The 14,217-nt window shown below is 73.9% G+C and carries 9 protein-coding genes; 8 read left to right on the top strand and 1 reads right to left on the bottom strand.

Annotation, left to right across the window (positions count from 1 at the left end; all coding sequences use genetic code 11):
* Position 1 precedes the first annotated feature (1 nt).
* From ACIPWY_RS11950 to ACIPWY_RS11925, 6 genes are all read left to right on the top strand, one after another.
* A complete protein-coding gene (locus ACIPWY_RS11950) occupies positions 2-1,000 on the top strand; it encodes a glutamate ABC transporter substrate-binding protein (protein ID WP_362902410.1) in 999 nt (332 codons plus the stop codon).
* Between the two features lie 84 nt (positions 1,001-1,084).
* Complete coding sequence (locus ACIPWY_RS11945) at positions 1,085-2,401, top strand: hypothetical protein (protein WP_401532962.1); 1,317 nt, start codon at positions 1,085-1,087, stop codon at positions 2,399-2,401.
* The gene (locus ACIPWY_RS11940; RefSeq protein WP_393701885.1) at positions 2,398-4,983 is read left to right on the top strand and encodes a tetratricopeptide repeat protein; all 2,586 of its coding nucleotides are present in this window, start codon (positions 2,398-2,400) and stop codon (positions 4,981-4,983) included. The genes ACIPWY_RS11945 and ACIPWY_RS11940 overlap by 4 nt, the downstream gene beginning before the upstream one ends.
* A gap of 4 nt (positions 4,984-4,987) precedes the next feature.
* Positions 4,988-6,316 (top strand): PP2C family serine/threonine-protein phosphatase, encoded by a 1,329-nt coding sequence (locus ACIPWY_RS11935; protein WP_393701883.1) that lies wholly within the window; start codon positions 4,988-4,990, stop codon positions 6,314-6,316.
* A 148-nt stretch (positions 6,317-6,464) separates the two neighbouring features.
* Positions 6,465-7,817 carry a VWA domain-containing protein gene (locus tag ACIPWY_RS11930; protein ID WP_393701881.1) on the top strand — a complete coding sequence of 451 codons (1,353 nt, stop codon included), beginning with the start codon at positions 6,465-6,467 and terminating at the stop codon, positions 7,815-7,817.
* Positions 7,818-7,852: 35 nt separating this feature from the next.
* Complete coding sequence (locus ACIPWY_RS11925) at positions 7,853-9,127, top strand: FHA domain-containing protein (RefSeq protein WP_393701879.1); 1,275 nt, start codon at positions 7,853-7,855, stop codon at positions 9,125-9,127.
* A gap of 10 nt (positions 9,128-9,137) precedes the next feature.
* On the opposite strand, the gene ACIPWY_RS11920 is transcribed toward ACIPWY_RS11925, so the two are convergent.
* Entirely contained in the window at positions 9,138-10,124 is a 987-nt protein-coding gene (locus ACIPWY_RS11920; protein WP_401532957.1) for a methyltransferase domain-containing protein, read from the bottom strand.
* Positions 10,125-10,343: 219 nt separating this feature from the next.
* Between ACIPWY_RS11920 and ACIPWY_RS11915 the strand changes: the two genes are divergently transcribed.
* Together ACIPWY_RS11915 and ACIPWY_RS11910 are read left to right on the top strand one after the other, a co-directional pair.
* The gene (locus ACIPWY_RS11915) at positions 10,344-10,748 is read left to right on the top strand and encodes a globin (RefSeq protein ID WP_362902397.1); all 405 of its coding nucleotides are present in this window, start codon (positions 10,344-10,346) and stop codon (positions 10,746-10,748) included.
* Between the two features lie 126 nt (positions 10,749-10,874).
* Complete coding sequence (locus ACIPWY_RS11910) at positions 10,875-14,216, top strand: ABC transporter permease (protein ID WP_401532955.1); 3,342 nt, start codon at positions 10,875-10,877, stop codon at positions 14,214-14,216.
* The last annotated feature ends 1 nt before the right edge of the window (position 14,217 follow it).

Genomic DNA, 14,217 nt, shown 5'->3' with positions numbered 1-14,217 from the left:
CATGAGCGCACGGCGTACGCGGATCAGCCTGCGCGGCTGGGGCGGTGTGGCGGCCATGGCGGTCGCCTGCGCCCTGACCGCGGTCTTCGCGCTGCTGCTCCCACTGACCCGGGGCGGCGACGGCAGCACGGGCGTCGGCGGCCCCGGCCTGGCCACGGGTGTGCAGGCCAGGGCCGACACGTGCACCGATCCGGAGCGCAGCCTGAAGCCGTCGGGCGACGAGTCGGGTGCGGCGGTCGAAGCCATCAAGAAGCGCGGCTACCTCGTCGTCGGCGTCGACCAGAACAGCTACCACTGGGGCTATCGCGACCCGAACAAGAAGTCCAGCGAGCTCGAGGGCTTCGACATCGACCTGGCCCACGAGATCGCGAAGAAGATCCTCGGCGACCGCGACCTGATCCGGTTCCGCGCGATCCCGACCAACCAGCGCATCCCGGCGATCAAGAACGGGAACGTCGACATGGTCGTCCGCACGATGACGATCAGCTGCGACCGGCTCAAGGACGTCGCCTTCTCGACGGCGTACTTCCAGACCGGGCAGCAGGTCCTCGCGCCCAAGACCTCCTCGATCACGGGGTACGACAAGTCGCTCGCGGGCAGGCGGATCTGCACGGCGGCCGGCTCGACCGCCTTCGACCGGCTCGACGCGGACCGCAAGGCGGGCACGCTGGCCCCCGGCGCCGACATCTCCACGACCGTGCCGAACCAGCTGGACTGCCTGGTCAGGCTCCAGCTCGGCGAGGTGGACGCCGTGGTCACGGACAGCGCGCTCGCCGCGGGCCAGGCCGCGCAGGACCCGACGGTCGAGCTCAAGGGCACGCCGTTCACCAAGGAGTTCTACGGCGTGGCGATGAAGCGGGGCACGGACGACCTGGTGCGCCGGGTCAACCAGGTCCTGGAGGACTTCCGCAAGGACGGCGGCTGGCAGGACTCGTACGACGTGTGGCTCAAGGACGGTCTCGGCGCGGCCTCCGGGCCGCCCGCACCGAAGTACAAGTAGCCCCGGCCGGGCGCTACTTGCGGCAACGGCACAGCGGCGGCCGGCGTCAGTCGGCGGCAGCGGTGTGAACGAAAGAGGTGATCGATGGGCGTCACGGGACCCCCCGGTCCGGTGATGGACCGGGACGAGGTGGACCGTGCGCTGGCGCGGCTCGGCGCGGAGCACGAGGCGATCGAGACGTCGCTGTTCGCCCTCCAGGACCACGCGGGCCGCAGACTCCTCGAAGGTGCGCGGCTGACCGGCATCACGCAGGAGCGCTGGGCCGCCGCGGACCAGGCGATCACTCTGCTGTGGACGTACTTCGACGCATACACGGCCGCCCTGCGCTCGGCCCGCGAGATACGCGTGCGGCGGCGCTGGTCGAGCCGTGAGGACCTCGTCGAGCTGACCGAGCTGCTGCGCGGCGAGAGCGTGACCGTCGCCGGAAGCGGCCCCTCCACACCCGCCTCGCTCACCGGTCCGGCCCGGCTCAGCGACCGGTTCACGCTCGCCGACCTGGTCGAGCGGATGAACGGCCTGTACGCGAGCTCGCTGGACATGGTGGTCGCCGCCGACGCCGTCTGGTCGGCGCTCCCCGCCCGTATAGACCTCCTCGCCGCCGAGCTGGGCCGCACGCGGCAGCTCGCGCACTCCGTCGGCGTGCGCCCGGGTGAGCACCCCTCGGGCGACGACCTGGAGCGGATCACGCACGCGCTGGCGCGGCTGCGGGAGGACGTCGTGTCCGATCCGCTCGCGTACTGGCGCTCCGCGCCCGGCAGTTCGGCACCCGGTGGCGGCCGGCCCGACACGACCGCGTACGACCGTGAGGCGCAGGCCCTGGAGGAGGTGCGCCGCGAGATCGACGCGGTGCTGACCGTGCGGCAGGACGCGGAGGTCCGGATCGGCAGGCTGCGGGACGTCCTCTCGCGCGCCGACCGCACGCTCGCCGAGGCGCGGTCCGCGCGGGGCGAGGTCCTCGCCAAGATCGCGGCGTTCGAGGTGCCCGCGGTGGGCGGCCCGCCGACGGCGCTCCAGGAGCAGCTGGCGACGGCGGCCGAGTACCGCCGGTCCGCCCAGTGGCACCGGCTCTCACCGCTTCTGGAGAGTCTGGAGACGAAGGCCGAGGACGAACTCCTGCGCGCGCGGGAGTCGTTGACGGCGGTCACCCAGCCGCTGGCGGTCCGTGCCGAACTGCGCGGCCGCCTCGACGCGTACAAGGCGAAGGTGGCGCGGCTCGGTTTCGCCGAGGACCCGCTGCTCGTGGAGCGTTACGACGCGGCCCGGCGGATGCTGTGGAGCGCGCCCTGTGATCTGCGGGCGGCCGAGGACGCGGTCCTGCGGTACCAGCGGGCAGCCGCCGACGTATTGGTCCCGCGGGTGCCCGAACAGGGCGGTCCCGCCGACCGGAGGGGGGAATCATGAGCGAGCAGCGGCAGTGCCAGCGTCCCGGGTGTACGGGGTCGTACGAGGACGTGGGCGGCGGGGAGCTGTACTGCGACACGTGCGGTCTGGCCCCGGTCGTCTCGCCGACGGGCATGGTGGCGTCGTCACCGACAGGCATCACGGGCGGCGGCCGTGGCTCCAACAGCTCCAGTGCGCACAGCAGTTCGCGGTCCTCGCGGGCCAGCTCGCGCTCCTCGTCGCGCTCGTCCCAGTCGCGCCGGTCGGTCTCGGGCCGTCTGTCGCGCTCCCTGTCGGGGCAGTCGACGTCCCGTTCGGTGTCGGTGCGCAGTTCGGGCGCCTCGGCCGCGTCGTCCGGGCGCGGGCGCCTGGGCGTCGGCCTGGTCCAGGTGCCTGACGTACCGCGGCCCGACCCGCGGATGATGGTGCAGGAGAACCCCGAGGTTCCCGAGCGGAAGCGATTCTGCTCGCGCTCGGACTGCGGGGCGCCGGTGGGCCGCGCGCGCGGCGAACGACCGGGCCGCACGGAGGGGTTCTGCACGAAGTGCGGCCACCCGTACTCGTTCGTGCCGAAGCTGCGCACGGGCGACATCGTGCACGGCCAGTACGAGGTGGTGGGCTGCCTCGCGCACGGCGGGCTCGGCTGGGTCTATCTCGCCGTGGACCGCGCCGTCTCCGACCGCTGGGTCGTCCTCAAGGGCCTCCTCGACACGGGTGACCAGGACGCCATGGCGGCGGCGATCTCGGAGCGGCGCTTCCTCGCCGAGATCGAGCACGCGAACATCGTCCGCATCTACAACTTCGTCGAGCACCTCGACCAGCGCACCGGCTCCATGGACGGCTACATCGTCATGGAGTACGTCGGCGGCAAGTCCCTCAAGGAGATCGCCAACGGGCGCCGCACCCCGGCCGGCAAGCGCGACCCGCTGCCGGTCGAGCAGGCCTGCGCGTACGGGATCGAGGCCCTGGAGGCGCTCGGGCACCTGCACAGCCGCAATCTCCTGTACTGCGACTTCAAGGTCGACAACGCGATCCAGACGGAGGGCCAGCTCAAGCTCATCGACATGGGCGCGGTCCGCCGGATGGACGACGACGAGTCGGCGATCTACGGGACCGTGGGCTACCAGGCGCCCGAGGTCGCGGACGTCGGCCCCTCGGTCGCCTCGGACCTGTACACGGTGGCGCGCACGCTGGCCGTCCTGACCTTCGACTTCCAGGGCTACACGAACGTCTTCGCGGACTCCCTGCCCGACCCCGACAGCATCGAGGTCTTCCGCACGTACGAGTCGTTCTACCGGCTCCTCGTGCGCGCCACCGACCCCGACCCGGCGCGGCGGTTCGCGTCCGCGCAGGAGATGGCGGAGCAGCTCACGGGCGTCCTGCGCGAGGTCGTGGCCCTCCAGACGGGCCGGCCGCGCCCCGCGCTCTCGACGCTGTTCGGGCCTGAAGTCAGGGTCACGGACACGGAGTTGTTCGCGCGGCTGACGGGCGAGGTGTCGCGGCTCGGGGCGCGGGCGACGCCGGTGCGGCGACGAGGGCGGGGCGCGCAGCAGGCCGCATCCGTGCTCCCGCCGGCCGGTGTGCCCACCGCGCTCCCGGGCACTCCGGGCGCCACTCTCCCGCCCGGCGCCCCCGCCTCCCCGGGCTCGCTGGTGAAGCCGCTCAACGCCGCCGCCACCGCGCTCGCGCTCCCCGTACCGAGGGTCGACCCCGGCGACCCGAACGCCGGGTTCCTCGCGGGGCTCATGGCGTCCGCGCCGGGCGAGCTGATCACCGCGCTGCGCGCCGCGCCCGCCACGTCCCTGGAGCTGCGCCTGCGCGAACTGCGGGCCCGTCTCGAAATGGGTGAACTGGTCTCCGCCGCCCATGCGTTGGCGGAGCTGGAGGCGCAGCACCCGGACGACTGGCGGGTGGTCTGGTACCGCGGGGTCGCGGCGCTCGCGACCGGCGACCACACGAACGCGGCCCTGTCGTTCGACGCGATCTACGACGCGTTCCCCGGCGAGCCCGCCCCGAAGCTGGCGCTCGGCGTGTGCGCGGAGGTACTCGGCCAGCTGGACAACGCGGCGGAGTACTACCGCCTCGTCTGGGCCACCGACCCCAGCTATGTGAGCGCCGCGTTCGGCCTGGCCCGGGTGCAGCTCGCCGCGGCCGACCGGCACGGCGCGGTGCGCACCCTGGAATCCGTACCGGAGTCGTCGATCCACTACACGGCGGCCCGGGTCGCCGCGGTGCGGGCCAGGCTGCGGCAGCGGATGGCCGAGGCGGCCGCCGCGCACGGGCCGCTGCTCGACGACCTGACGGCCGCGGCGGGCCAGGTCGAGGCGCTGGACGGGTTCGGCCTCGACGCGGTGCGCCGGGAGCAGTTGTCGACCGAGGTCCTCGGCACGGCGCTCGACTGGGTACTCTCCGGTAGTCAAGGTTCCGCTCCGCACCAGGGACCCGTGCGGACCGTGGTGCTGGGGAACGACCTGGACGAGCGGGGCCTGCGTCTCGGCCTGGAGCGCTCGTACCGGACACTTGCCAGGCTCGCTCAGGTTGGCGAGGAGAGGATCGAACTGGTGGAGCGGGCGAACCGTTACCGTCCACGGACGTGGGTGTGAGTTGATGTCGCAGATGCCTCGGCCGACGGCCATGTCGACGTGCCCCAGCTGCGAGGAGCCCCTCGAGTCGGGTGACCGCTTCTGCGGCGCGTGCGGGTACGACCTGTCGGCGGTGCCGGCCCCGCCGGACGACCTGCCGACGGTGACGCCGGGCGCGGATGTCGCCGCGCCCGCGAAGGCGCCCGCCGTGGACTGGCCGTCGGCCCCCGAGCTCGACAGCTCCGACACCCCGGCGCCGGTGCATCTGCCCACCGACCTCCAGGGCACCGACTCGGGCGGCTCCGAACTGCCCTCGGCCGTGCGCTTCGACGGGGTTCCCGAGCAGGCCGGCGAGCCGGGCGTCGCGGGCGACTACACGCTGCCCGCCCCCGATCCCCGTACGGCGCCGCCCGAGGCGCTCGCGACCCCGCCCGCGGGCACGAAGCTCTGCGTGGCGTGCCGCGCCGGGCACGTCGACCCGGACGGCTACTGCGAGAACTGCGGGCACGCGCAGCCGCGCGAGCGCGATCACATGGAGCAGGAGCTGGGCGCGGTCGCCGCGGTCAGCGACCGGGGGCTACGCCACCACCGCAACGAGGACGCGTTCGCTATCGCGTCGGCCGCGCTGCCCGACGGGACGGCGTCCGTCGTCTCGATCGTCTGTGACGGCGTCTCCTCGGCGACGCGCCCCGACGAGGCGTCGCTGGCCGCGTCGCGCGCCGCGAGCGAGGCGCTCCTGGAGTCGCTGCCGCGCGGCACGCATCCGCAGCAGGCCATGCACGACGCGATCGTCGTGGCGGCCGAGGCGGTCAACTCCCTTGCGCAGGAGCCCGGTTCGGCCCGCGAGCACGCCCCGCACCAGAACGCGCCCGCGTGCACGCTCGTCGGCGCGATCATCGCCAAGGACCTGCTGATCGTCGGCTGGGTCGGTGACTCGCGCGCCTACTGGGTGCCCGACGACCGCACGGCCACCGCGGCCCGCCTCACCGAGGACGACTCGTGGGCGGCGCAGATGGTCGCCGCGGGCCTGATGAACGAGGCGGAGGCGTACGCGGACGAGCGCGCCCACGCGATCACGGGCTGGCTCGGCGCGGACGCGTACGAACTGGAGCCGCACACAGCCTCGTTCAAGCCGGACCGCCCCGGCGTGGTCGTGGTGTGCACGGACGGGCTGTGGAACTACGCGGAGGCGGCGGAGGAGATGGCCAGGGTCATCCCGGCCGACGCGGCGCACCGGCCGCTGCACAGCGCCCAGGTCCTGGTGGGCCACGCGCTCGACGGCGGCGGCCACGACAACGTAACAGTGGCCGTGCTGCCGTTCCCCGTCCCGCCGCAGGGGGCAGGATCGGCCTAGCGTCTTTCGTTCGGATCAGGCCGGGCTCGCGCGCCAGACCCCCGCGAGCCCGGCCTGATCCGAACGAGAGGCCCAAGACGGGGCGGCCGCGTGGCAGTCGCTCAGTCGCCGGGGAAGTTCCACGCAGGTGTAGGGGGGACCAACAACCATGGCCAAGTTCTCGAAGTCGAGCGTTCCTCAGTTCTCGGTCGACGTCTATCAGAACGAGTTCCTGCCGGAGGGCGGCCGCGAGGTCAACGCGATCGTGACCGTGACGTCGACGGGTGGCGGCACGGTCGGCGGCGCGGTGGCCGCTCCGCAGTTCTACGCCGCGGGCCGGGGGGCCGACGCGGCGGTCGCGCTGATGGTCGACTGCTCGGGCTCGATGGACTACCCGCCGACGAAGATGCGCAACGCCCGTGACGCCACGGCCGCCGCGATCGACACCCTGCGCGACGGCGTGCACTTCGCCGTGATCGGCGGGACGCATGTGGCGAAGGAGGTCTACCCGGGCGGTGGCCGGCTCGCGGTCGCCGACGCGCAGACCCGCGACCAGGCCAAGCAGGCGCTGCGCAAGCTGTCCGCGGGCGGCGGCACCGCGATCGGCACCTGGCTGCGCCTCGCCGACCGGCTGCTGTGGGCCGCCGACGTCCCCGCGGCCTCGGTGCGTCACGGCATCCTGCTGACGGACGGGCGCAACGAGCACGAGTCGCCCGAGGATCTGAAGGCCGCGCTCGACGCGTGCGCGGGCCGCTTCACGTGCGACGCGCGCGGCGTGGGGACGGACTGGGAGGTCAAGGAGGTCACGGGGATCGCCTCGGCCATGCTCGGCACCGCCGACATCGTCGCCGACCCGGCCGGCCTGGCCGCCGACTTCACGCAGATGATGGGGACGGCGATGGGCAAGGAGGTCGCGGACGTCGCGCTGCGGCTGTGGACGCCGCTCGGCTCCGAGATCAAGTTCGTGAAGCAAGTGGCGCCCACGGTCGAGGAGTTGACGGACCGTCGCGTCGAGGCGGGGCCCCGCGCGGGCGACTACCCGACGGGTTCGTGGGGCGACGAGTCCCGCGACTACCACGTGTGCGTGCAGGTCCCGAACGCCGAGCTCGGCCAGGAGATGCTGGCGGGCCGCGTGTCGCTGGTGATCCCGGGGGCCGACGGCAGCGTCCAGACCCTCGCGCAGGGTCTCGTACGCGCCGTGTGGACGGACGACATGACGGCGTCCACGTCGATCAACCCGCAGGTCGCGCACTACACGGGCCAGGCAGAACTGGCACAAGTCATCCAGCAGGGACTGGATGCCCGTAAAGCGGGCGACGCGGACGGGGCGACGGCCAAGCTGGGACGCGCGGTGCAGCTCGCCGCGGCCTCCGGGAACGCGGATACGGCCAAACTGCTCTCCAAGGTGGTGGACGTGGTCGATGCCGCGGAAGGTACTGTTCGATTGAAGGCCAAGGTCGCCGAGGCTGACGAAATGACCCTCGAGACCCGGTCCACGAAGACTGTCCGTGTCAAGAAGTGACGACGTAGCGAAGTAACGGAGGGGGAAGCGCCGACATGCCGACCTGCCCGAACGGACACCAGTCGGGTTCCGACGACTGGTGCGAGGTCTGCGGTCACCGCATGGCCGGTGCCGTGCCCCCGCCCCCTCCGCCGCCGCCCCCGGCCGCCGGTTACGGCTACCCGCAGGGTGGCCAGACCCCGCCTCCCGGCTACGGCTACCCGCCGCCGGGGAACACCGGGCAGGCCGCTCCGCCGCCGCCCGGCGCCGGCCCCGAGCTGTGCCCGCAGTGCCGCACGCCCCGTGAGGGTGGCGCGCCGTTCTGCGAGGAGTGCCGGTGGAACTTCCTGACGAACACGGCCACGTCCTACACGCCGGCCGCGCCGAACCCGCCGACGCCCGGCCCCGGCCAAGGTCCCGGCCAGGGCCCCGCCGGCCCGAACCCGGCGCTCCGCTTCCAGCAGCAGCCGCCGCAGGGACCGGGTGACTCGTTCGAGTACCAGGGCTCGCGGCCCTCGCAGATGAACCGGCCCGCCGAGCCGATCCCGCCGTTCGGCGGCGACCCGGCACAGGGTCCGCCGCCCCCGCCGGGCCCCCGCACGGGTGGCGCCCCGCAGGCGTTCCAGCAGCCGGGCCCGCCGGCACCCCCGCAGGCGTTCCAGCAGCCGGGCCCGCCGGCCCCGCCCGCGTTCCCGCAGGAGACCAGCCGCCCGCAGGGTCCGCCTCCGCCGGGTCCGTCGGGTCCGTCCTTCGGTGGCGGCGACGACTGGGTGCTCTCGCCCCCGTCGGCCCCCGCGCAGCAGGGTCCCGGTCCCGGCGCGACCGAGGCGCCGGGCGCTCCGCAGGGCTTCCCGCCGCCGCAGCAGACCCAGGCTCCGCAGGCACCCCAGGCCCCGCAGGCGCCCCAGGGTTTCCAGCAGCAGCCGGTGTCCTGGAGCGCGACGATCGGCCCGGACCGCGAGTACTTCATGGCGATGATGCACCGCAGCGGGCCCGAGGCCTCGGGCCTGAACCTGCCCGCGTACTCGCCCGAGCAGCAGCGCCGCCTCACCGGGAACCAGCTGACGATCGGCCGTCGCCGCCACTCCACGGGCGACACCCCCGACATCGATCTGTCGGTACCGCCGGAGGACCCGGGCGTCTCGCACCAGCACGCGGTGCTGGTGCAGCAGCCGGACGGATCATGGGCGGTCGTCGACCAGAACTCGACGAACGGCACCACGGTCAACGGCGGCGACGAGCCCATCCAGCCCTTCGTCCCCGTGCCGCTCCAGGACGGCGACCGGGTGCACGTGGGCGCCTGGACGACGATCACGATCCGCCGGGGCTAGACGCCTCCGCCTACATCCGGTCCGGGCGCAGTGACCAGGCGTACGGCCCTTCGGGGTCGTCCAGCCAGGCCCATTCGTGCTCGCCGCTGACCGTGATGCCGAACCGTTCCCGCTCGGGCCGTCCCTCCCGCTCCCACAGGGCGAGGGCCTCGTGCGGGTCGAGCCGGCCCGCGGTCAGCGAGAGCAGGAACCGGAAGAGGTCGTCGGCGATGACCCTGCGCGGCAGCCCGCCGATGTGCTGCACCGGTTCCTCGCCCTGCGCCGTGCCGCGCAGAGGCACGAAGTAGGCGGGTGTGTGCAGGAAGCGGCCCTCGGCGTGGCCGGGCTCGCGCACGGTGAGCAGAATCAGGCCGGTCGCGAGGGGCGCCAGGATGCGCGCCCCCGGCCGGCACTGCGCGGGCCAGGCGCTGGGCACGGACCGTAGCGCGCAGGTCGCGACGATGCGGTCGTACGGGGCGTGCTCGAGGCAGCCGACCGCACCGTCGCCCGTGACGACGGCGGGCCGGAAGCCCGCGGCGGCGAGGTGCCGGCGTGCCGACTCGGTGATCTCCGGGTCCAGATCGATCGTGGTGACGTTCTCGTCGCCGACGCGGCGGGCGAGGAGCGCCGCGTTGTAGCCGGTGCCCGCGCCGATCTCCAGGACGCGGTTCCCCTCGGTGACGTCCAGTTCGACGAGCATCCGCGCCATCAGGGACGGCTGGCTGCTGGACGACACCAGCTCCCCGTCGCGCACCCGGGTGGCGAGCGGCTCGTCGGCGTAGGCGCCGCGCAGCCAGCGCTCCCGCTGCCGCGGATCGGGATCCTCGCACCACAGCCGCCGATAGCCGGTCGGCGCCGGAAGGTAGTAGTAGGGCACGAACACATGGCGCGGGACCTGCTCGAACACGCCGCGCCAGGCCGGGTCGTCGTCGAAGACCCCGGTCACGGCGATCTCCCGCACGAGCCCGGCCCGCGCCGCGTCGGCTTCCGCCTCCGGGTCCGTGCCCTGTGCGCCCATGAGTCCACTGTGCTGTGCCGGGGACGTAAGAGCGAGCCCCCGTCCGGGGTGTTCACGGGTGCGGGACGGGCGGCGACCCCGGGCAGGGCCTAAGTCTCAAGTCCTCGTCCCGGTCGTCTGAGACGATGGACACGTGCTGCATTTCCCGGGGAACACCCCCGGGCCCCCGGCCGGACAGGCATCGGGGTGACCCGAGCGAGAGTTGTGAGGCCAAGCGACGTGACCGAGATTCCGCGCGGCACGCTTCAGGAGCAGACCTTCTACGAGCAGGTCGGCGGCGAGGAGACCTTCCGGCGCCTGGTCCACCGCTTCTACGAGGGAGTCGCCCAGGACCCTCTGCTGCGGCCGATGTACCCGGAGGAGGATCTGGGCCCGGCCGAGGAGCGCCTCGTGCTGTTCCTGATGCAGTACTGGGGCGGTCCCCGCACCTACAGCGACCACCGGGGCCACCCGCGTCTGCGGATGCGGCACGCGCCGTTCACCGTGGACCGGGCGGCGCACGACGCGTGGCTGCGGCACATGCGCACGGCGGTCGACGAGCTCGGCCTGTCCGAGGAGCACGAGCACACGCTCTGGAACTACCTGACATATGCCGCGGCTTCGATGGTGAACACGGCCGGCTGAGACGCCGTTATCCGATACGGCGCCCCCGTTATCCGGTTCGAACCCCTTCCCCAACTTCGTTCGCTCTGAAAGCATCCGGACAGAGTTTCGGGGGATGTACGGCGTAGAGCGGGTACGGGGGCAGGGGTGTCGGGATTTGTTCTACTCCGGGTGCGTGCGCACCGGTTGCTCCTGACGGCTGCGCTTCTCGCGGTCCTGCTGACGACGTCCGTCCTCGCGATGCTCAGCGCCTTCTCGGGCGCGATCGGTGACGCCGCCCTGCGGAACTCGCTGCGTACCCGCGATGCCGCGACCACCGCCCTGACCGTCAAGGCCGACGTACCCGCCGAGGGCCGCGAGGCGGCGGGCGCCGCGATCCGCTCCGGGGCGCGGGACACCTTCGGCGGTCTGCCGGTGCGCGTGCAGACCCTGATGAGGTCGGGCCCGTACGCGCTGCCGCGCTCGCTCCAGCCACCCGCCGCCCGCTCCGGGAACCCCGACCTGACCCAGTTCGCCGCCCTGGAGCGCGCCGAGGTCCGGATCACGAAGGGGCGCGCCCCCAAGGCGGCCCAGGGGTCCAAGGGGCCGATCGAGGCGGCGCTCCCCGAGGCCGCCGCCCGGCAGCTGAAGCTGCGCCCCGGCGACAAGCTCACTCTGAAGGACCGCGTCGGCGGCCCCACGGTGTCCGTCGTACTCACCGGCGTCTACCGGCCCCTCAGGCCGACCGCCCCCTACTGGACGCTCGACGACCTCGGCGGGCGCGGCATCCAGAAGATCTCCTTCACGACGTACGGGCCGCTGCTCGCCGCCCCCTCCGACCTCACGGCCGGCCGGGTCTCCACCGGGAAGTCTGCCTGGCTGGCGAGCGCAGACTTCTCGTCGGTGACGACGTCGGACATCGGCGCGCTGCGCGCCAGCGCCCGCGAAGGCACCAAGGCGCTGCTGCACGAGAAGGCGCTCGCGGGCACGACCGGGGTGAGCACCTCGCTGCCGGAGACCCTCGACCGGGCCGAGCGCGCCCTGCTCGTCTCCCGCTCCACCCTCCTCATCGTCGCGCTCCAGCTCGTCCTGCTCGCCGCCTACACGCTGCTCCTGGTGGCCCGGCTGCTGAGTACGGACCGTGCGGGTGAGACGTGGATGCTGCGGGCGCGCGGCGGTTCGCGGGCCCGGGTCACCGCCCTCGCGGCGGTCGAGGCGCTGCTGCTCGCGCTGCCCGCCGCCGTGTGCGCGCCGCTCCTCGCCGGCCCGCTGATCCGGCTGCTGTCCTCCTGGGGCGCCCTGTCACGGATCGGGCTGCGGCTCGACGTGGGGGCCGACCGCGGAGTGTGGCTCGTCGCCGTGGCGGTCGCGGTGGGCTGCGCCCTCGCCGTGACGGTGCCCTCGCTGAGCGCCGCGGGGCCCGAGCGCGGCCGGGCCAGGGCGCTGCCCGCCCCGCTGCGGGCGGGCGCCGACGTCGGGCTCCTCGTCATCGCGGCCGTGGCGTACTGGCAGCTGAACCGGCAGACGTCCGGTTCGGGCGCGCTCAGCAGCAACGCCTCGGGCACCCTCGGCATCGACCCGCTCCTCGTCACGGCCCCCGCCCTGGCCCTGCTCGCCGGTACGGTCCTGACGCTGCGGCTGCTGCCGCCCGCCGCGAAGCTCGCGGAGCGGCGCGCGGCCGGCGGGCGCGGGCTGCCGGCGGCGCTCGCGGGCTGGCAGTTCAGCCGCCGCCCGCTGCGCGGCGCGGGACCCGTCCTGCTCCTCGTACTCGCCGTCGCCATGGGCATGTTGGCGATCGGCCAGGGCGCGTCCTGGAACCGCTCGCAGGAGGACCAGGCGGACTTCCGGGCGGGCGCCTCCATCCGGGTCCTCGCGCCGGGCGGCGGGCTCGGCCAGGCCGGGGCCTACGCGGCGGCTCCCGGCGTACGGGACGCCGCGCCCGCCGTGCGCACCACGATGCCGCTCGGCGGAAGCCGGGAGGCGACGGTCCTCGCCCTCGGCACGGCACACGCCACGGACCGTTTGATGCTGCGCGAGGACCTGTCGGAGAAGTCCCCGTCACGGCTGCTGTCGTCGCTGCGCACCGGCGGCGACGACCGCTCGCCCGGCGTCGTGCTGCCCGCCGACGCGGCCGGCGCCTCCCTCACGCTGCGCCTGAGCACGCCCGCCCGGCCGCACGACGCCTCACCGTCCGATGTGAAAGGCACCGTCACCGCGACCGTCGAGGACCGCTACGGAATCCCGTACGACGTGTTCCTGGACAGCCTGCCCGCCGACGGGCGCGCGCACCGGCTCGCCCTGGACCTCGGCGGGGGCGGCGGCTCCTCCCTCGACCGGCCCGCGACCCCGCTGACCCTGACCGGCCTGGCCCTCGACATCAGCCAGCGCGTCGACGAGACGGTGGAACACCGCCTGACCTTCGAGGGAATGCGGTCCGTGAACGCGGCGGGGGCGCAGCAGTCGCTGAAGCTGGGCACGCGGTGGCGCGCGTCCGTGCAGGGCGGCGCGGAAGGAAACGGTGCCAGCCGGCCGGGCGCCCCGGTGCTCGAGCGTCCGTCGGGCGGCCACGTGTCCGTCGGGTTCGACACCGGGCAGCTCAATCCGCTGACCATCCCGTCCGGGGCGCCGCCCAGCATGACCGTCGAGCTCACCGCTAAGCGCCCCGCGGTCAAGGAGGTCACCGCCGTGGCCACCGACCGCTTCCTGCGCTCGTCCGGCGCGAAGGTCGGGTCCACCGTCGCGGTGCCCGTCAACGGAACGCCCGTCAAGGTGCGGATCTCCACGAGCGTACGCGCCCTGCCGACCACGGGACCCGAGGCCGGGGCCGACGCCGGCGCCGGGACGGACACCGGTCCCAAGTCACTCGACGGGGGCGCCCTGTTGCTCGATCTGGGCACCCTGAACCGGGCGCTCGCCGACCGGCACAAGGAACCCGTCCTGCCCGGCGAGTGGTGGCTGAGCACCGAGCCCGGCCGCTCCGCCGAGGCCGCCGCCGCGCTGCGCGCCCGCCCCGACGCCGACCCGGCGCAGGTCGTCGTGCGGTCCGAGATCGCCGAGACGCTGCTCGACGACCCACTCGGCGCGGGACCGCAGTCGGCGCTCGCCGCGGCCGCCGTCGCCGCCGCCCTCCTCGCCGCGGTCGGCTTCGCCGTGAACACGGCGGGCTCGATGCGCGAGCGCGGCGACGAGTTCGCGATCCTGCGGGCGCTCGGCGCGTCCCGGCGCCGGCTCGCCCGCCTCGTCGCCGCGGAGCAGGGCATCCTGGTCGCGCTCGCCCTCCTGGTGGGGCTCGCCCTCGGCGCGTTCCTCACGAGGGCCGTCGTGCCGCTCGTCGTCCTGACCGGGCAGGCCACCCAGCCGATGCCCCGGGTCCTGGTCCAATTGCCCTGGGGACAGGTCCTGTTGCTCCTCGCGGGTGTCGCGGTGACGCCCGTCCTGATCACCGCGGGCCTCGCCCTGCGCCGGCCACCGGACGCCGCCATCACACTGCGCCGTCAGGGGAGTGAGTGAC

The organism is Streptomyces sp. NPDC090032, assembly GCF_044748025.1.
Taxonomy (GTDB): domain Bacteria; phylum Actinomycetota; class Actinomycetes; order Streptomycetales; family Streptomycetaceae; genus Streptomyces.
This window is presented reverse-complemented; position numbering and strand designations above follow the sequence as displayed.

Coding starts and splice junctions, on each gene's coding strand:
- ACIPWY_RS11950 (WP_362902410.1), top strand. CDS start 2: ATGAGCGCACGGCGTACGCGGATCAGCCTGCGCGGCTGGGGCGGTGTG.
- ACIPWY_RS11945 (WP_401532962.1), top strand. CDS start 1,085: ATGGGCGTCACGGGACCCCCCGGTCCGGTGATGGACCGGGACGAGGTG.
- ACIPWY_RS11940 (WP_393701885.1), top strand. CDS start 2,398: ATGAGCGAGCAGCGGCAGTGCCAGCGTCCCGGGTGTACGGGGTCGTAC.
- ACIPWY_RS11935 (WP_393701883.1), top strand. CDS start 4,988: ATGTCGCAGATGCCTCGGCCGACGGCCATGTCGACGTGCCCCAGCTGC.
- ACIPWY_RS11930 (WP_393701881.1), top strand. CDS start 6,465: ATGGCCAAGTTCTCGAAGTCGAGCGTTCCTCAGTTCTCGGTCGACGTC.
- ACIPWY_RS11925 (WP_393701879.1), top strand. CDS start 7,853: ATGCCGACCTGCCCGAACGGACACCAGTCGGGTTCCGACGACTGGTGC.
- ACIPWY_RS11920 (WP_401532957.1), bottom strand. CDS start 10,124: ATGGGCGCACAGGGCACGGACCCGGAGGCGGAAGCCGACGCGGCGCGG.